The following is a 19,174-nucleotide window of genomic DNA, read 5'->3' as shown; positions in this document are numbered from 1 at the left end:
TCAAAGAAGGTCAAAAATAAAAGAAAAAAGGATCTATTTTATAATAATGAACCATGGTGAAAGAAGATCGGTTTTATTCGTCTTTTACGGACTTTGAGCCTTGTTTGCACGAGTATTATAATAATCAATGTAAGCAACACCAATAAACCAACCACACAAAAGGAGCTGATTTTCATGTTTGATCTGATTCCGTTTCGTAAACGAAATGAAGACCCGTTCGGACACATGTTGAAATCCTTCAATGACATGGTTGAGAACTCATTTCTCTCGCCTTTTGGGACTGGCTCGCAGCCATTTCGCACCGACATTCGTGAGGATGAAGACAAATATTGGGTAGAAGCCGAGCTTCCGGGCATTGCCAAAGAGAATATAGACATTCAAGTTGAAGGTAAAGAATTGATTATTCGTGCCAAACGTAATGAGCTGGTGGAACAGAAGGATGACTCCAATCGGATCATTCGGCAGGAGCGTCGTTCAGGCGAATTTATCCGGCGTTTCTATGTAGATCATATTGATGAGGAGCATATCAAGGCCAGATTGGAAGATGGTGTGCTGAAGCTTGAGATTCCAAAACGCCCTGGTGATGATCCATCTCGCAGACGCATTCAAATTGACTAAACCATAGAGATTTGAAATCAATTGCTTCCTTATATGATGAAAAACATGCAGGAGACATCCATAAGGATGTTTTCTGCATGTTTTAATTTAGACTGAATTGGAAGAGGGATCGTTGAACATCAGATTGAATATCCATTTTGCTGATTCCAATTTATTTCTCGGCTGCTGCCTGCATTAGTGCATATATCTTACGTGTGGTATTCACGTTTCTTACGGTCATATAAGCATAGACTTTGGAACCCACAAGCTTGTTCATGCCACTTTTGGATGCATCCTCTCTGCTGACTGAATACAAAATGGCACCGGGAACATACATCAGTGTGCCGATTTCGGGTTTGATGGGCAGTTGATCCAGCACGGAGGGCTCGTTGATCTCATCCCAGAGGAACATCACATCACTTTTGGCTGTGTCGTCATTAACCCATTCCGCTGGGAGTGTTTCGATAACGCTTTGGATTTCATCCATATTCCGCACCATCACCTTGATCTGTAAGCCGAAATCAGCCGCGATGGCCTGTTCCAACAGTAGGGATATCTCCCTATTCGAATCAGCACGTTCTTGATGATCAGCAAAAATAATATTGCCAGAGTTGATGTATGTAACGACATCCAGCATGCCAGCTTGTTCAAACGTTTCTTTTAGCTGTTTCATGTTCATTTTATTGTTCCCGCCTACATTAATACCTCGCAGCAAGGCTACATAGATCATAGGGATGCCCCTCCAATTTCTTCAATTCAACGGTTTAACAAAATGACAGATACTCGAAGAGATGAGCAGTATATTCTTCTCCCAACAGATCCTGCAATAAAGGCTCCACTTGTTCCAGAACCTCTGGCTTGGTCTCATAGGTTTCTTCATCTTTCAATTCTCCGGCATAGCTCCGTGCCGCTTCAATGAGGATGGCTAGAGCATTGAAAAAGTCAGACAGCGAATCGGCAACACGGTTGGGTTCTCCACCTGTAAAAGCGGCATATACGGGAGAGTGCGGTGCTTCCACATCCACAATTAAAGGATCATCGTTAAAGTTTGCGATGACGACATGATTTTTTGGCCAAGTGGAGGACTCCTCATAAGGTTCATTCATGCCAATCCAGCGGAACCCCAGTTGCTGACGAAGCAGATGTTCAGGTGCAACAAAGAAGATCAATGCGGCATCACCGATCTCGACGGCGGCATTTTTCATTTTGAGTGTACCTTCAGCGTCTGCATCCATCATTTCATAATGACTGTACAGGTATTGAAGTTCCGGTGAAAGCGGTATTCGTGTATCTACTTCCGGCTGGTGATGGTGTTTGCGCGGACGAAGATCATGATTTTTGAAAAGCCCATAAGCTTCATTATATAAATCCTGCTGTTCCACAAAACGGCTTAAGGCCGCATCCAGTTGTTGCATGTTGTCTGATTCCTCCTACTTGTGTAGTTTCATCGTATCCATTGGTTAGCGCTGGATGCCTGACCAGAAGACATTCCAGGTAATCGCCAGCGCTTGTTCATAAGATTGCCGTGTCTCATATACGAGCTGTACGTCCAATCCATCCATCATGGTCACAAAGGCCACGGTGGCTTCTTCCGAACTGAGGCGTATATCCGGATGTTTGGTAAAGACGGCTGCTAACTCTTCCTTCAGTGTCCCGAGATACGTTCGATATTGGGCCAACACAAAATCATGTACCTCCAGTGGTGTGATGAACGACAGGATATACATAAAAGCCACGTTTGGATGGGTCAGGAAACGATTTTTGTGTTCATGCAAAAAGGCGTACAGCTGCTGATCCAGAGTTTGGGTAACAGACTCACTGAAAAATTGGCGTACAAACTGCTGTTCCTCCTGCACTACTTCCTCGTATAACTCCAGCAATAACGCTTTTTTGGATGAATAGTGATAGGCCAGAGATTGCTTGCGAATGCCTGCCTCTTCGGCAATCTGCGCCATCTTGGTCCCCTCGTAACCCAGACGATTAAAATGTTGAATGGCAATTTCCTTGATTCGTTTTTTACTCAATGTCTACCTCCAGTTGGCGAGCGGTATACCTCTGCTGTTTTTGGGAGTATACCAAATATAACAAGATATATACCACAAAAATGCCTATAGCGATAGCGTACACCACTGTATAGGAAAATACAGAAGCCACCACGCCAAGGATCAACGAACCACCGCCAATCCCGAGGTCAAAAAAATTAAAGAAGGAAGCCATCGCATTTTCATGCTCATGTTCCTCCACAAGGTTCACACACCAGGTCTGAATCGCCGGGAATATGGCACCGAAGCCAAAGCCGTATAACGCGCCAGCGATCAGGAATTGCACATCATGTTGGGCGATAATTAGAACCAACAGTCCTGCGATTGCAAACACCGCAGAAGGCAACAACACGGAGCCTGGACCGTGTCGATCAAACATTTTCCCAGAGAACAACCGAACAGTGAAACTGGCGATAGCAACGATAAAGAAAAACCAGGCGACATTGTTGAATCCTCTCTCGGCGGCAAATAAAGCCACAAAGGACATGATGGAGCCGGCTGCAATGCCAACCAGCATGATCAGCAGCGAAGGGAACAGTACTTTCTTTTCGATCAACTTGACGGTTGCAGCTGGAAGTTCGGCGTTTTCGTGATTAGGTAACCCCTTGGGCTTTCTGGAAACAAACACGGCCATCAGGAGAGCTAGCAGCAAAATGCACATGCCTCCCATAAACAGGCTCTGATAGTCATACTTAAACAACAGACTGGTACCAATCAAGGGACCGATGGATATGGCGACGGTCTCGCCTACCCCAAAATACCCCATGCCTTCTCCCCGGCGATCGCTTGGAATGTTTTCTGTAGCAATCGTCGCAAAATAGGTCGTTGCCAAACCAAATCCGAATCCATGGATCACTCGAAACACGAGGATCATCCCAATACCTGACGATAGGTAGTATGTACCTGTCATTAATGCACAGACGGTTATGCCGATAATTAACAGAACCTTTTTATCTATTCGGGTTGCTAAGACGGATGTGAAGGGGCGAATCAAAATGGCAGAAAACATAAATATGCCGGTAACAAGACCGATCTGTGAAGCTTCTCCACCCAAACTGGAAACGAATAATGGCAAGGTGGGGAGTAACATTTCAAAGGCCATAAACAATAGTGCGTTGGCTAACATGATGAAAATAAATGATCTTCCCCAGAGTTGCTGAGGTGTAGGGCTGGTAGTCGAAGTGCTCATAGGATCCTCCATGTATATTGATCTCTGTCGGCCGACATGTTGAAATGATTTTACCTGACGATGGTCAGATTGTAAAGTGCGTTTCGTTATGCAAACATGATTTTTTTGGTGCAGGTGAGATTCAGCCCATATGGTAAGAAATTAAGAGCTGGATTGTATCAAAAGAAACGAAAAGAAGCCTGTGCATATGGGGAAGTGATCCCACATAACACAGGCTTCTTTAATTGGTGTGAAAATAGGCAGGGCTAATCCCACTGGAATAGCATCAGATTAACGTTACCGCGGAGCAAGATAGCCATACGACTTCGCTGGAGAATTCGCATGGAGGCGAAAATCTTCGCTCGGTTCATTCATAAATGCCGGATCCACATATATGGAGTGTGCATCGTTACCAGATCCCTTTAGGTAGGCGGCGATGCCGGAGTAGGCCTTATTTTTCCAAACCCACAGCGCATCTTCCTGCTCTCCTGGTGAGTAATAGACATTATAGTCAAATATATTGCCGGTATTGCTTGTATATTCATTGTATATCAGGACTTCCGAGCTGCCCGATACGAGAATATTGCGCATGAACGTATTGTTCTTCGTCCGTGACTGCATGAATAACTGTCCATTGCCTGCATTCAGGGTGTCATTCCCTACAAGCGTATTGTACATAATCTTGCTATCCTCGGTAGCTCCACGTTCATCGTCATAACCTCCCATGGCAATGCCCGTCAATCGGTTGGAATAGATCAGGTTATCACGCACGGTAATGTTGCTGGTTGAACGCCCGGCATGCTCTGAGGCTATCTCAATTCCGATGTCGCTCCGGTATACCCGGTTCTGGTCGATGATATGATCTTTCCCGCCATCGACATAGATGCCACCCGCCGAGTTGCTATCATTGGGCAGGTCTGTTCCATAGGAAGGATTGTTATTGGACGTAATATCGTATACTTCGTTGCCTCGTACAATGCCGTTCCGAGCCTGATCGTACGTGTCGTCTTCGGACGTACCCTCATACCCGATCAGATCAATACCAATGTTGTCGGAATCATGGATGATATTGTTCTGTATGGCAAAGGTATCGACATTGCCGTTGACTGCAAGTGACTCACTGGAACCAAGGGTAAGATCATACAATTCATTATCCTTAATGATGATATCGCGTAATGCTTGAGGGTGCTCTGTACCATATAGGGCAATACCGTGGGCATCCCTGCCCCTCAAATTGGGACCCTCAGGAGGTGCGTAACTAGCGATCGCGTGTATGGTGTTACCCAACAACTGAATATGCTCACCTGCCCCGTGGACATAGATCCCGGTTGGAACCTGGCCCCCCAGAGTGGTCGTGAAGTTACGAATTTCGAGGTTTTGAATGGTGATATAACTGGCATTATCAATTTCAATCAGTCCTTCGATGCCTCGAACAGCGAGGCCTTCTCCATCAATGACGACATTCTCTTGCGGATAGCTGGCAAATAGGGTCGGATTACCGGAGGAATGGCCGCTCCGGGTGATTTTGACTTTCTGATGATAGACACCTTCACGCAAATAGATCGTACTTCCTGGCGAAGCATGGTCGGCTGCGTGCTGTAACGTTTTCCACGGAGATTGAAGGGTTCCTTTATTCGCGTCGTTTCCATGGGGGGATATGTAATGGATGACCTGAGGATCCAACTTTTGAACAGAAACGGGTGTCTTCATGGACTGGGTACGGTTCTGACAACCAGATGCGAATAACAATAGAATTGGAATAATCAGCAAAACTGTACGAATCAAAGTTGTTCCTCCTTTATATTTACCTGCGAAGCTAGATTATAGCAGATTTGAACGGGTTAATAAGCCATGATATGCTTTTTATCAAATCAGGGAGGAGACTGCTCATGAATACATTAACTGTAGCTGAATTAGTAGATCGGGAGAATCACGCATGGGAAGAACTCAAGGAACTTCTGGATAGCGGGCAAAATACATATGTGTATGTTCCAGCAAAGCAGGAGGCGGGAGAGGATACCCTCTATCGTCTGCAAATAAGTACGAAATCCTATTTGGGAGTTGTTGCTTATGAGACAGAAGGTATCGTACTTGACCATGGCTGGATCACGCTGCTTGGTGCGGGTGGTGACAGTACATATGGAAGCCTCACCAGTTGGAATGGTGTGAGTGAGCAACCTTGGGTAGATGTTCTGGAAGGTATGATGATCGTCGCATATGATGCGGCAGGTGGTTTCTTCGGACTGGATACAGGCAAGTATGGCCGTACGGGACATATCTATTATTTTGCACCGGATACACTTGAATGGGAATCGACAGAACTGACATATTCAGAGTTCATTAACTGGCTGGCGGATGGCGATCTGGGGCAGTTCTATCAGACGTTTCGCTGGAAAGGTTGGCAGGAGGATATGGCACAGCTCCAGACGGGACAAGTATTTGCATATTATCCACCACTTTGGACCAAGGAAGGTGGCGGCGAGAGCAGTAGCAAATCCCCAATTAGCATCATGGAGGCCTGGAAGTCAGCCCTGGATGGGAAATAGTCGGCATGCTGCTTGAGAAGGATAAGGAGTGGTGGCTATTTCATGGAATGCATACTCATTTTTGAAACTGAAACCTCCTGTCCGAATTCGTAAAAAGGCTCGCGCTAAGGCGCGAGCCTTTCTCTGTTGAACAATTTAACTACCGGATGCAAGAGGTTCCATGCCAGAGCGTGAAGCTCTGCTATGCCAGACGGTCAGACCCAGTGAAACAACGCAGACGAGCAACAGACAAGCGTATACCACATGATAAGCTTCCTCTACTGATACTCCCGGAATGCTGTGCAACAGCAACCCGCATACCGCTACAGATACCGATCCACCGAAGAACTGAATCAATTGTAACATGCCCATTCCTGAACCAATCTGTGATTTGGGCAGCACACGTGACGCTTCATTATTCAATGAAGCCATGGATGCCGAGAGTGCCGGTGAGAAAAAGAGATAACCACTGGTAATGATCAGGGCGGATTGATCCAGTCCGAGCATGAATAAGGCAAGTACCGCTGCGAGCAGGATGTGTCCGATGATCATAAACCGCATATTGCCATAACGGTCGATCCAGCGGCCGACGAAACGGGTGCAGAATGCTGCAACAATGGCTCCTGGAGCAATCAGCAAACCGATGGCGAGCGATGAGCGTCCATAGAGATCTGAGAGCACAAGCGGCATCAAGAACAGATTGCCCAGATTCACGACCAGCACGCAGAATCCTATAAGAATTAAGCGGGTGTATCCTGGTGTTCGAAACACTTGTGGATTCACAAACGGAAGACTCGCTTTCCGAATATACAGGAGGTGTGCTACAAGTGAAATAACGCCAATAGCTAACCATAACCAGGACTGCTGGGTGATCGCGACGAGAAGTGTAGTTGCATTAATGACGGTTAGTATGGCACCAATAACATCAAACGGCTGATCCGTTTTGACGGATTCACGTGGGAGAAAATAGAGCAGGACAGGCAGGGCGAGCAGGACAAGCACGGTTATGGCAAAAAGTCCGTTCCAGCCCCAGTACTCACTAATAAGTCCGCCGACAATGGGGCCAAGTCCAAAAGCCATGGCGCTGCCTGATGAGATGAGTGCGATGGCAGCTCCGCGCCGTTCCACCGGGATGTAACGACTCGCGATGACGAGACCCAGACCAGCCATCACCCCTGCACCTGCAGATTGCAGAATGCGTGTGAGCAACAGGATTGCGAAGTTATGTGCGAACAACCCCAGCAATGAAGATAACCCCAGGATCAGAAGCCCGACCGTGAGCAGTTTGCGTACCGGAATTCGGTCTGATAATCGACTGTATATCACCGTTGACAGGGCGTAACCAATGGAATAACTTGAGATGACCCACGAACCCAGGTCTGAGGTAATCTGTAGATCATGAATAATGACGGGCAATGAAACATTGAACATGGTGGTGTTCATCACAACGATGAACAAACAGCACGTCCAGAGTGGCATGACAATTTTATCTTTCACGTAACCATTCCTGTCTTATCTATGAATGTGAATTCGGATTGAGCATGGATGAAAATGTGATGAAAAGCAATATATCATTTTACACTTCATTTTATTATATGGCAATAATGTCATACTGGATATCAGTTAAATTTATGTAATGCAGAGTTTAATTTATAGACTAGTTCCCTGAAATTGGGTAAAATGATGGTTGGAATACATAACTAGATTGATTATTTTATAAGGAGTTTACAGTATGGATCACTTACTATTAATGTCCCACAGCGTATTTCCGACGTTGGATATGAAGCGAACAGCACAATTTTATGAAAAAAAGATGGGCTTTCGTGTGGTCGAATATCTCAATGCAGCCGAACCTCATATCTGTCTTTATCGTGATCTTACCGAGATTATTTTAACCCAAAGTAATGGACAGAAAGTCATTCCCAACAGAGAATTATATGGTTATGGATATGATGCCTATTTTATTACCAAGAACCAGGAAGAGCTTCAACAGGAATTGATCAACGCAGATGTGAAGATTGTACGTGCCCTCAATCATACAGACTATAATAACAAGGAGTTTGTGATCGAGGATATCGATGGACGATGGATCGCTTTTGGCATCAAACAGGGGTGAATTTGATACAGAAACAGGCGCTCCGATCACGGGCGCCTGTTTGTGCATACGTACGATATCTGAAGAGCTTATGCCGCAGTAACTTGTTTGCCGCGATTGCGAACCCACTTGATGACATCCATCAGAATGACGGCAACAAGAGCGAGTCCGCCTGCAATCAGGAACTCATTCCAACCGAATGTATCCGGGATAGCGAAGACGCCGCGAACACCTGGAATCAGTGTGATTGCATAGAGACAGAGACATACCAGAATGGAACCAAGCACAAATTTATTGGTCATGAAGCCCACCTGGAAGATGGTTTGTGTATTGGAACGTGCTGCAAATGTTTGCAGACTGCGTGCCAGAATCAAGGTGGTGAAGGCCATAGCTACGCCGATTTCCTCCGAGATGCCAAGCCCGATATATTGGGAGACGATAACAGCTGCACCGATCAGGACACCACGCGTAATGACCGCTTGCAGGGTTCCACCTGCGAAGATGCCTTCGTTAATATCGCGTGGTTTACGCCGCATGACATCTGGCTCGGGCTTCTCTGTGCCCAAAGCGATGGCAGGCAGGGAGTCGTTCACCAGATTGATGAACAGCAGTTGAAGGGCCGTGAACGGATTCACCCAGCCAACCACCAGAGCAAACAAAATCGCGATAATAGCACCGAGATTACCCGCGAACAGGTAAGCGATCGCTTTTTTGATATTATCAAATACCATCCGCCCAACACTGACTGCATTCACAATGGAGACAAAGTTATCATCCGTCAGAATCATGGCAGCGGCATCCTTGGCGACATCCGTTCCGCTACCCATCGCTACGCCGATGTCAGCCTGTTTCAGCGCAGGTGCGTCATTGACTCCATCTCCGGTCATCGCTGCAACCTTGCCCTTGCGCTGCCATGCACGCACGATCCGGATTTTATTCTCAGGTGATACTCTGGCGTATACCGAGATATGTTCAAGTTGTTGATCCAGCTCTTCATCGGACATTTTGTCCAGTTCGGCGCCGGTAATGGCGAGATCATCCGGTTCGGCAAGGCCGATATCCACACCGATGGCCTGAGCCGTCGTTTTGTGATCTCCGGTGATCATGATGGTGCGAATGCCGGCTTTTTTGGACTCTTCAATCGACCCGTATACCGCTTCACGCGGCGGGTCAATCATCGCTGTCAGACCAACCAGTGTCAGATCATGCTCGTCATCAATAGTGACCTGGTTTTTGTCATCAAATTTTTTGTACGCATAGGCCAGTACGCGGAAGGCACGTTTGGAGAAGGCCTCATTTTTCTCTTCAAATTGTGTGCGAATCTCGGGTGTGAGGGGCTGAACTTCGCCGTTGATAAACACATGACTACAGCGGCTGAACAGCACATCTGGTCCACCTTTAGTTAGCAAAGCCGTCTGTCCCTCAAAGGTATGAACGGTACTCATGAGCTTACGATCCGAGTCAAAAGGAAGCTCGGCTTCACGCGGGAACTGGTCACGGATTTCATTGTAATCCTTGTTCACCCGGTTGCTGAAGGCAATAAGTGCCACTTCGGTTGGATCACCGAGTTCCTTGCCTTCCTGGTTAATATTCGAATCATTGCAGAGCACTGCAATATGTAACAGACGTCGTTCCTCCTCCGACCACTGATCGGGATCATCGGGGAATTCTTCCTTGGTGCCATGGGGAATGTAATAATCCACAACAGTCATCTTATTCTGAGTTAGTGTTCCTGTTTTATCCGTACAGATGATGCTGGCAGAACCGAGTGCTTCCACGGCAGGCAGTCTGCGAATGATCGCATGTTGTTTGGCCATCTTATTGGTTCCGAGTGACAATACGATCGTCACAATGGAGGAAAGTGCCTCTGGAATGGCAGCAACCGCAACAGCTACAGCAAACATCAGTGCATTTACGATGGATGGCCCGATATTCTCCGTACCTTCGGTCAACCATACACGACCGGCTTCAATGCCAAAGATGAGAATCGACAACCCCAGGATGAAAAAGCCCAGTTTTTTGCTGAATGATTCCAACTTGCGCTGTAACGGCGTGTTCTTGGCTTCGGCATTTTCGATCAGTTCGGCAATTTTACCAATTTCCGTCTTGAGAGCCGTACCTGTAATAACGAGCATGCCTCGTCCATATACGACCAGTGAACCACTGAAGGCCATATTGCGACGATCTCCGATTGGAGCTTCATCCGGGATGGTGTCCGCGTGTTTTTCCGCAGCTTCGGATTCTCCGGTCAGCATACCCTCGTTGATTTTCAGACTTCCTGACTCCAGGATACGCCCGTCAGCCGGGACATAATCACCTGCATCCAACATAACAATATCACCGGGAACGAGTTCCCTCGCCGGAATGGTTTTTTTCTGCCCGTCACGAATGACTTTGGCTTCGGGCGCAGACATTTGTTTTAACGCGTCAAGCGAACTCTCGGCTTTTTTGGTCTGAACTACACTGATTACCGCGTTAAGCAAAATAACCAGGAATATGATCAACGATTCAATCAGGTGTCCAAGTACAACCTGTACCGCAGCTGCAATCAGCAGCACGATGACCATCGGATCTTTGAAATTTTCAAGGAACAATTTCCAGACAGGTGTTGCATCTTTCCCTTTTAATTCGTTATATCCTTCGGTTTCAAGTCTCTTTGCAGCTTCGGAGGTTGTGAGTCCCTTAGAGGAACTCTGTACATCCTGAAGGGTTTCCTCCGCACTGTGTCTATAATGTTGCAATTGACCAGCTCCTTGAATAGTAGATTTCTCTCTGTGTATTACCCTTACGGACAAAATCTAGAATCGTTTCGTTTCCGTATTTTTTTAAGATTATGGATGATATACGATTTTTAGCTGTATACAGTATTTTTCATAATGATCCGAGATATGCCTTTTTTCGAATATTATTATTTCCAGTGTGCATGATGGTCTACAAAAACAATATAGAGCTAGAGCAAAAACTGTGTGCACCATCACACTAGCGCATATTCGGGTCTGTTACGCTATTACATAACGAAGGGCGTTTTAATCTAAGTTTGGAGGGGAATCCATATGTTTTGTTATCAATGCGAACAGACGCCGAGTGGCGGGTGTACCGTGGTAGGGGTTTGCGGCAAAAACGAAACAATCGCAAGTTTGCAGGATACGATGATCTTTGCGTTAAAAGGAATCGCTGCTTATGCGACACACGCACGCCAGTTGGGATATTCTGATCCTGAGGTGGATCGAATTACACATGAGGCATTATATATGACATTAACGAACTCGAATTTTAATGTGCAGGAACATCTGGATATGGCGATGAAGGTAGGTAATGCAGCCATCCGCATTATGGACGTGCTGGATCGTGCGCATACGGACCGCTTTGGTGTACCGCAACCGATTACGGTTAGCCAGAATCAGATCGAAGGACAGTGTATCGTGGTGACGGGACATAATCTGTATGCATTGGAGGAGCTGCTTCGTCAAACCGAAGGGAAAGGAATCAACATCTATACCCACTCGGAAATGTTACCTGCCCACGGTTATCCGGCACTGAAGAAGTATGCACATCTGAAGGGCAATATCGGTAAAGCCTGGTACGATCAAAGAAGACTCTTTGAACAATTTCCGGGTGCTATTCTCGCAACGACCAACTGTGTCATGCCGATCAAAGGAACATATGCAGACCGCTTTTTCTCGTATGAAGTGGCGGGTCTGGAGGGTGTGGCCAAGATTATGGATGATGACTTCTCACCTCTGATTGAGCGTGCATTGTCACTGCCTGCGGCTGATGTACAGTCGGAGCAAGTCTTAACGACAGGATACCACCATGAAACCGTGATCGGGCTTGCGCCTGAGATCATTCAAGCGGTGAAAGACGGCCATATCCGTCGATTCTTTGTCATTGCAGGCTGTGATGCACCCGGTAAAGGCGGCAACTACTATCGTGAACTCGCGACATCATTACCGAATGATACTGTGATTCTGACCACGTCTTGTGGCAAGTTCCGCTTCAACGATGTGGATTACGGTACGGTCGGAGACACGGGTATCCCGCGTTATATCGATCTGGGTCAATGCAATAATTCCGGTTCTACGGTGAAAATTGCATTGGCTTTGGCGGATGCTTTTGGCTGTACCGTCAACGAATTACCGGTCAGCATCGTGCTGTCCTGGTTTGAGCAAAAAGCAGTTGCGATCCTGCTCGGCCTGTTCAGCCTCGGCATTCAGGATATTCGGATTGGACCGAAACCGCCTGAATTCATATCCGAAGGGGTCTTGGATGTACTCGTGGATATGTTTGGTCTGAAGTTAATTACAACGGCAGAAGAAGATATGAACGCGATGTTGGCATTATCATAAGTTAAGTTCATTGGAATTTGGGGCGAGGGGTCTTAGTGGGCCTGGTAATGGATTATTTACCATGTGAAACTTGGAAAGGTGAAGAGGGCTACCCTACAAAGTCATAACATGACTTTATAGGGTAGCCCTCTGTTCTCGTTTAACGGATGTAGCAGGTCTATTAAGTGAAATACATAGGGCTGCTACGCTCCATCTTACCGTGCCTGGAATTTGTAGCCGATCCCTCGAACGGTGATAATGTAGCGATGGGTACTGGAGGTATCCTCAATTTTGCGTCTCAGGTGATGAAGGTGCACCATGACCGTGCGAACATCACTCCAGTTATCCAGCCCCCATATGCGTTCAAAAAGGTAGTCTGTACTAAAAACGTGCCCTGGACGACTTGCCATGAGGAACAGTAGTTGCAGTTCTTTAGCAGGTAAGCTAATCTCTTTGCCGTTGACCCGGACTTCAAAGCGGCCAAAATGCAGATCGAGCCAGCCGTCACGCCATACGTTCTCACCAGAGGCAACCATGTTTTCAGATGTGGAGGGTGCAGGTCGTAGTCTTTTTTTGACCCTGGCGACCATAATATCCGGATCGAACGGTTTGGTTATATAATCATCCCCCAGTTCCAGCCCTTGAACGATATCCTCGGTTTCCTGCCGGCTGCTGAGAAAAATGACAGGCAGATCAGCACTCTTCCGAAGCCCTCGTATCCAGTCGGTGCCTGTTCCGTCAGGCAGCATGATATCACACAAAATGAGATCAGGGCGTCGCTGTTCCAGCAGCTTCGTAGCTTCTTCAAGCGTATGCGCTACATGAGTTATGTAGTTCTGATTATGCAGATAGATCGTGACCAGATCTGCGATATCAATATCATCCTCCACAATTAGAATGCGTCGGCGCTCCTCAGTGTACGTCATCTTCCGGCAACCTTCCTCTCCAGGCGGGTAACCGAAAACAGAACTGACTGCCTGAACCTGGCTCACTGGTTACCCCAATCTCTCCATTGTGATAATACATAATTTCTTTGCAGATGGCGAGCCCCAGCCCTGAACCTCTGTGTTCAGCTCCAAGCTGCTGACTGGCTTGTTCAAAACGTTCAAAGATTCGTTCCTGCCACTCCGGCGGAATGCCCGTGCCCGTATCCTCAACACAGATGCAGGCGGTCCATCCTGTTTCTGTTAGGGGTGTTTCCTCAAGATGAAGACGCACACAGATCGTGCCGGACTGAGGCGTGAATCGCAGTGCATTCGAGATCAGATTGGACAGCACCTGTTCGATTCGAATGGGATCCAGTTTCACGATCCAACCACCGGAGTCCATGTGCCCGAAGTTTGATTCCACAGGCAGATTCAGACGGTAATGGATACCTTGCGTCTCTACGTCTGCTTCATATTTTTGGAACAAGTCCTGCACGAATGAGAGCAAATGAAGGTCCTGCATCTGAAACTGCACCTGGTTGGTCTCCAGCTTCGTAAGCTCAATCAGATCATGGATCATTCGTTCGAGTAGGAGGGAACGTGTGTAAATCCGGTTCACATACTTAGGTGCTTCGGTCGTAATAATGCCATCTCGCAACGCTTTGGCGAAACCCTTAATGGATGTGATCGGTGTGCTCAGCTCATGAGAGATGTTAGACAGGAGCCGAACACGGAACAACTCGAATTCAGCCATCTTCTGGTTAGCTTCCTGAAGCTCTGCATTGCTTTGCCGCAATGAACGGGTTCGCTCCTCCACGGTTCGTTCCAGCCGTTGGTTCGTTCGTTGAAGCTGTAGGGACAGTTGTTCCTTTTGCCGTAATGCTCGCGAGAAGCGGGAAGACAGATTATACGCCTGGGTTAACAGAAAAATAAGCAACCCGATGGAGAGCATGTCCTCCGTGGGTAAATGGACCGTGTAGAAGAGCATATCATTCAGGGCAAAGGCCATGAAAAACACAAAACCGATCATACTGGTGACAGCACCCTTTCTCCGTCTGAACGCAGATCGGACATACATATAGAGTGTATAGATCAGTGAAGGAAACAGAACTCCCCATGTAAAAGGTGTCAGAACATAGGTATATACACGAGCCGGTGTGAGCAGGAATAACAGGATAAAAACCGGCAGAACAAGTCCGCCGACTTTCGACACCCAGGATACAGATTCCTTGGGATATTCCCTGTTAATAAACAAAATGAGCAATAATGCCGTCAGGGCGACGGATATGTATTCGGCTTTGACCGCCCACTCCCATGGAAGATCAGGCAGAAGATATAACGCTGTCGATTCACCAAGTACCACCGTACGTACACCCACAGACAGACAGAGCAGACTGTACAGCAGAGCGGAAAATTCTTTTCTGCGGTTTAGGTAGACCAGTCCGTAATATAGTGCCATCACACCAAAAATCCCGACAATACCTGACTGTGCGGCGATATGAAGAATCCGTAGCCAGGAGATATTCTCTGCTGTTCCAAGCTCCATGCTCTGCCAGATGCCTGAATTTCGCTGTGAGAAGTTGGACACTTGAATGACAATTTCGTTCCATCCAGGATGCGATTCGAAATAGATGACTTTGGGATAACTTTTTGGACTCTCGGAGAAATGATCCGTGCCAACAGTACCATTGCCACCTTGCAGTTGACCATTAATCCAGATTCGGTAAGCCGAGGCGATGCTCTTGGAATAAAGGGCGAGTGTTGAACTGCTTGATCGCTCATCCGGAAGGAGAATTCGCAGTCTGTAGGTTGCATAGCCTTCATTGGGTAGAAATGAATCGTTGTCCTGTTGGTACGATATCCAGGGCTCGGGTACTTGTTCAAAGGCAGGTACAGGTGGGGCAGCAGCTTGAAAATCAATCGGTTCCAACAGTTGACGCCAGTAAAACTCCCATTCGCCATCCAAAGTCACATTGGGCAAGATGGAGTCAGAACGATCAGACATATCCAGGACTCCGTGTTCTGCGGAGATTAGCGCGTGGTCTGAAACTGCTATTAATGGGGCTGTTTTTGATATATATATCATCAGAATTCCGGTAGCAATCACAAGCAGGAACAGGCTTCTCAGATGAAAAGTTCGTTTGCGGATGAGACTGCGAGCCGATGGGATAAGCTTCATCTAGGGTGACCTCCGGCCAGGGTAAGATCGTATATTTTTTTATTATAGATGGTTCCCGGGTTTGCAGAAAGAAGATTTTTGGCGAAATTTCCCGGACTTAAACAAAACTTAAACTAACGTGAGTACAATAGACCACATAACTTGTAGGGATAAAGACCCGGTAATAGAAAGGGAACATACGTATGAGTCACTACTTTGCTAAATGTTCAACCTATATGTACCAGCATAGATATATGGACTTTCTACTGGCTCATTATCTTGAATTGAAGCTGCCCTATTCCTTTTCGACGACACTCAGCTATATTTCTAGCCCACTGCTTATGGCTGGGGGGGCGATGTTATGCTTTGATGATGAGGATGAGGTGGCAGGTGCGTTTGGATATATTCATGGCACGGGAGAGCATGATTATGAGGATCGACATGTGATTCAGCTTCAGGTGGCTTTCATTGTACATGAGCAACGCCGAAGCAGGATTTTTATCGAGGGTCTTCAGTTCTTGGTGGAACAATTGGATGAATATGCGGATGAGGAACCTGTGCAGGAAATTAGGTTCTGGGCTCTCAGTGAAGAAGCCAACCACAGGTTATTCTCCAAAATTGCGAAGCAAGTTACAAGCATGATCGGTGAAGAAGGGGAGCTAAATGCTTACGTTGTGCAGCTTGCAGAGCTTCGTTCATACCTCGCTTCTTTTGAGCGAGACTCAAGGATGAAGGAGAAACATGGAAAGGTGGAGTCGTCTTGATGCTGCAACTCAAGGCCCACGATACATTAAAGGACGAGGATTATGCCCGTTTTGCCCGGTTTTATCTGACAAACAGTGATGAGTTCGATGAGCAATATATGCTGCATGATGCTTTGCTCCATCTGATTAGTACGGTACAGCAAGCACATTTGCTTTTATTCGACGATGAGCAGGGGCAGTTGAGTGCATTCATTCAGTATCGATATACGGAAGACAGGCACATGGCATTCATTGATTCAGCCATCTTGGCTGAAAAATATCGCAGCAGCAGAGTGTTCTTTGCAGGACTTCGGGATGTGGTGTTATGGATCTGTGAGGAGAACCCATATATTCAAGCGCTACAGTTCCATGCCATTGCAGATAACCATTATATTAACAGGCTTTACAGCAAGTTCGCCAAACGGACGGATAGTCAGGTACGAAATGGAAGAACAGAGCATGTCTATACGGCGGAACTGGATACCCTTCTGTCTTATCTGAAAATAAAAACGTTGGTGTAATTGAAATTGTGCAATCGATTTCGCAATCTTTCAACGGATGATCAGGAAAGGAGGTGAGCATGTCTATGATACCTGTGTACCCAGGCATATACGGATCCAAGAATGGCAACCGCATTTCGAAATTTGAAAATGTGCTGAAATTGAATGAACAATTGCGAGTGAACACCACCGCCGCCGCGAAGTAATCCCCCTTTTCCGCAATCATTCTGTTTCCTGCTGAGGAACAAAAACAGACCATGAGAAGAAGCAAGCCGACCACACATGTGTGATGCGCTTGCTTCTTTTTTGGGTTTTGATAGTCCCCATCTTATGCTAGGAATGCAAAATGGTACAATGATAGAAAGTCAAATGAATGAAAGAACGTACAACGTTAGATAGCGCGTGGAAAGGATTAATCTTATGACGAACAATGTAGCATGGGTGGCGCAGTGGCTATCATCCGAACCTTTAACCCCAGTCTGGATGACTGCGGGCAGGGTGCATTATTTTTCGAGTCCCTCCTTTATCCTCCTTATGGATGGAAAAGCCATTTGGAAAATAAATGGGCATCCAGTTGAAGTTTCTTATGGACAACTTATTGCGGTAGAAGAAAATGTCGTGATTGAAGTGATGGAGGGAGGGCTTCAGGATCTGGCAGGGTGGCATATTCAGTTCCATACGTACACAATGCCTCAGAACCAACGAGAAATCGTGAAGCACTATTGGCATGTTCCTTACGACACTGGATACCAGAAGGTACAACTGACGGGTGGGAGCTTAGGCAGACTTAGCCAGCGGGTAAGCGGGGATGTGTCTCCAAATCCACATGCAGTATGGGTTCGCAGACAACATCTGATTCATGAGTTGTTGGACCATCTGTACCAAGCTCAGCCGGACGAGATGCATACGACAGAAGAGAGCCTGCGTCGATCCGTTCATTACATGCAGCAGCATCATGATCAGGTGATCACACGCAAGCAGTTGGCCCAGATTTCAGGTATGAGCCCGTGGCATTATTCCCGCAAATTTAGTGAGCGATATGGTAAGCCACCTCTGGATTATCTGGCACACTACCGGATCTATCGCGCGCAGGAAGAATTGTTATTAACTAGAGCAACCTCTCAGGATATTGCCAAGAAGTCTGGATTTGAAGATGCCCATTATTTCAGCCGGCGCTTCAAACAATTAACGGGCATATCTCCTAAAAAATATAGGCAGACGATGACGCAGCGAAAGATCGTGTCACTGTCTCCCATCTGTGGCGAAATCATGATTCATCTGGGTGTCATTCCCCATGCCGTTGTGGTCACACCGATCCTGTTGTCTCCACATCACCGTGAACAATTTACTGCGCATGGAGTAGAAATGCTGGAGGTAACACAGTATGAGGTGGAGATAGATCTTGTTCGGCAAGTTCAACCGGAGATGTTGATTGGAAACATATTGACGGAAGAGGTCAAAAAAGAGCTGCGCACAATTGCACCGATTCTAACCGGCCTTCATCAAGATGTGGAACCAATGCTCGATCAATTGGCAGGCTGGTTTCTCAAAGAAGAAGAGGCCCACAGACTGCATCAGCAGATGAAACACGAGGTCAGTGTAGCGAAGCGACAGTTGCATCCCATTATTCAATCCGCATCGACAGTCATGCTTCTAAGGGTTGAAGCATTTGGTTATCGATATCTGGGTGGGCATTCCTACGGGGTATCGAACTTGTTATATAAACAGCTTGGATTGGCACTGCCGCAAGCATTGGATTCAGGTGCAGCCTGGTTTAATCCTTGTTCACTTGAACTGCTCACGCAAGCCAATCCTGACTACCTTTTTGTGGAGAAACGGATGATGCAGCACTTTAGTGCTGAAGAGAATATGAGCAGACTATGGGAGAGTCCGCAATGGAATGACCTGCAGGCTGTAAAAAATAATCGTGTATTTTATGTGGATACCAACCTGTGGGTGGACGGTCACGGAATTACGGGACATGCATTGATACTTAATCAGATCGTTCGCCATCTTACGGAATCTCATCATGAGAGAGCACAATAATCCAACTGAATACGCACGATATGCTATGGAAGCGGCACTTCTTATTTGA

17 protein-coding genes are annotated in these 19,174 nt (G+C 46.7%); 8 read left to right on the top strand and 9 right to left on the bottom strand.

Annotated elements, in window-relative coordinates; all coding sequences use genetic code 11:
• Positions 1-174: 174 nt before the first annotated feature.
• On the top strand, positions 175-618 hold the full coding sequence (locus MKX40_RS22735) for an Hsp20/alpha crystallin family protein (RefSeq protein WP_339236458.1): 444 nt from the start codon (positions 175-177) through the stop codon (positions 616-618).
• Positions 619-769: 151 nt separating this feature from the next.
• Here MKX40_RS22735 and MKX40_RS22730 read toward each other — a convergent pair whose 3' ends face one another.
• The 5 genes from MKX40_RS22730 to MKX40_RS22710 all read right to left on the bottom strand — a co-directional run bounded on the left by MKX40_RS22730 (position 770) and on the right by MKX40_RS22710 (position 5,592).
• The gene (locus tag MKX40_RS22730; protein WP_339236456.1) at positions 770-1,327 is read right to left on the bottom strand and encodes a DUF1697 domain-containing protein; all 558 of its coding nucleotides are present in this window, start codon (positions 1,325-1,327) and stop codon (positions 770-772) included.
• Between the two features lie 34 nt (positions 1,328-1,361).
• Complete coding sequence (locus MKX40_RS22725; RefSeq protein WP_339236454.1) at positions 1,362-2,012, bottom strand: hypothetical protein; 651 nt, start codon at positions 2,010-2,012, stop codon at positions 1,362-1,364.
• A gap of 45 nt (positions 2,013-2,057) precedes the next feature.
• Entirely contained in the window at positions 2,058-2,621 is a 564-nt protein-coding gene (locus MKX40_RS22720; protein WP_339236452.1) for a TetR/AcrR family transcriptional regulator, read from the bottom strand.
• Complete coding sequence (locus MKX40_RS22715) at positions 2,614-3,828, bottom strand: MFS transporter (RefSeq protein WP_339236449.1); 1,215 nt, start codon at positions 3,826-3,828, stop codon at positions 2,614-2,616. Before MKX40_RS22715 ends, MKX40_RS22720 begins: the two co-directional genes overlap by 8 nt.
• Before the next feature lie 276 nt (positions 3,829-4,104).
• A complete protein-coding gene (locus MKX40_RS22710; RefSeq protein ID WP_339236447.1) occupies positions 4,105-5,592 on the bottom strand; it encodes a DUF5123 domain-containing protein in 1,488 nt (495 codons plus the stop codon).
• A gap of 104 nt (positions 5,593-5,696) precedes the next feature.
• Between MKX40_RS22710 and MKX40_RS22705 the strand changes: the two genes are divergently transcribed.
• Positions 5,697-6,353 carry a DUF2625 family protein gene (locus tag MKX40_RS22705; RefSeq protein ID WP_339236445.1) on the top strand — a complete coding sequence of 219 codons (657 nt, stop codon included), beginning with the start codon at positions 5,697-5,699 and terminating at the stop codon, positions 6,351-6,353.
• 135 nt (positions 6,354-6,488) lie between these two features.
• Here the strand turns inward: MKX40_RS22705 and MKX40_RS22700 are convergent, their stop codons facing one another.
• Positions 6,489-7,829 carry an MFS transporter gene (locus MKX40_RS22700; protein WP_339236442.1) on the bottom strand — a complete coding sequence of 447 codons (1,341 nt, stop codon included), beginning with the start codon at positions 7,827-7,829 and terminating at the stop codon, positions 6,489-6,491.
• A gap of 235 nt (positions 7,830-8,064) precedes the next feature.
• On the opposite strand from MKX40_RS22700, the gene MKX40_RS22695 reads away from it, so the two are divergent.
• Positions 8,065-8,448, top strand: a complete 384-nt coding sequence (locus MKX40_RS22695) for a VOC family protein (protein ID WP_339236440.1) — start codon at positions 8,065-8,067, stop codon at positions 8,446-8,448.
• Positions 8,449-8,516: 68 nt separating this feature from the next.
• Here the strand turns inward: MKX40_RS22695 and MKX40_RS22690 are convergent, their stop codons facing one another.
• Positions 8,517-11,168, bottom strand: coding sequence for a cation-translocating P-type ATPase (locus MKX40_RS22690; RefSeq protein WP_339236438.1), 2,652 nt, complete (start codon positions 11,166-11,168; stop codon positions 8,517-8,519).
• A gap of 312 nt (positions 11,169-11,480) precedes the next feature.
• Here MKX40_RS22690 and hcp point away from each other — a divergent pair, with 312 nt between their 5' ends.
• Positions 11,481-12,773, top strand: a complete 1,293-nt coding sequence (gene hcp / locus MKX40_RS22685) for a hydroxylamine reductase (RefSeq protein WP_339236436.1) — start codon at positions 11,481-11,483, stop codon at positions 12,771-12,773.
• Between the two features lie 194 nt (positions 12,774-12,967).
• Here the strand turns inward: hcp and MKX40_RS22680 are convergent, their stop codons facing one another.
• Together MKX40_RS22680 and MKX40_RS22675 are read right to left on the bottom strand one after the other, a co-directional pair.
• Positions 12,968-13,678, bottom strand: a complete 711-nt coding sequence (locus MKX40_RS22680) for a response regulator transcription factor (protein WP_339236433.1) — start codon at positions 13,676-13,678, stop codon at positions 12,968-12,970.
• Complete coding sequence (locus tag MKX40_RS22675) at positions 13,665-15,857, bottom strand: sensor histidine kinase (RefSeq protein ID WP_339236430.1); 2,193 nt, start codon at positions 15,855-15,857, stop codon at positions 13,665-13,667. The genes MKX40_RS22680 and MKX40_RS22675 overlap by 14 nt, the downstream gene beginning before the upstream one ends.
• A 182-nt stretch (positions 15,858-16,039) precedes the next feature.
• Between MKX40_RS22675 and MKX40_RS22670 the strand changes: the two genes are divergently transcribed.
• From MKX40_RS22670 to MKX40_RS22655, 4 genes are all read left to right on the top strand, one after another.
• Entirely contained in the window at positions 16,040-16,600 is a 561-nt protein-coding gene (locus MKX40_RS22670) for a hypothetical protein (RefSeq protein WP_339236428.1), read from the top strand.
• Positions 16,600-17,100 (top strand): hypothetical protein, encoded by a 501-nt coding sequence (locus MKX40_RS22665; RefSeq protein WP_339236425.1) that lies wholly within the window; start codon positions 16,600-16,602, stop codon positions 17,098-17,100. Before MKX40_RS22670 ends, MKX40_RS22665 begins: the two co-directional genes overlap by 1 nt.
• 59 nt (positions 17,101-17,159) lie before the next feature.
• Positions 17,160-17,285 carry a hypothetical protein gene (locus MKX40_RS22660; RefSeq protein WP_339236422.1) on the top strand — a complete coding sequence of 42 codons (126 nt, stop codon included), beginning with the start codon at positions 17,160-17,162 and terminating at the stop codon, positions 17,283-17,285.
• Positions 17,286-17,499: 214 nt separating this feature from the next.
• Positions 17,500-19,125: a helix-turn-helix domain-containing protein gene (locus MKX40_RS22655; protein ID WP_339236419.1), complete on the top strand. Its 1,626-nt coding sequence runs from the start codon at positions 17,500-17,502 to the stop codon at positions 19,123-19,125.
• The last annotated feature ends 49 nt before the right edge of the window (positions 19,126-19,174 follow it).

Origin of the sequence: Paenibacillus sp. FSL R5-0517 (genome assembly GCF_037974355.1) — a bacterium.
Classification (GTDB): domain Bacteria; phylum Bacillota; class Bacilli; order Paenibacillales; family Paenibacillaceae; genus Paenibacillus.
Note: the sequence above shows the minus strand (reverse complement) of the source record. Positions and strands in the feature narration are given on the sequence as shown.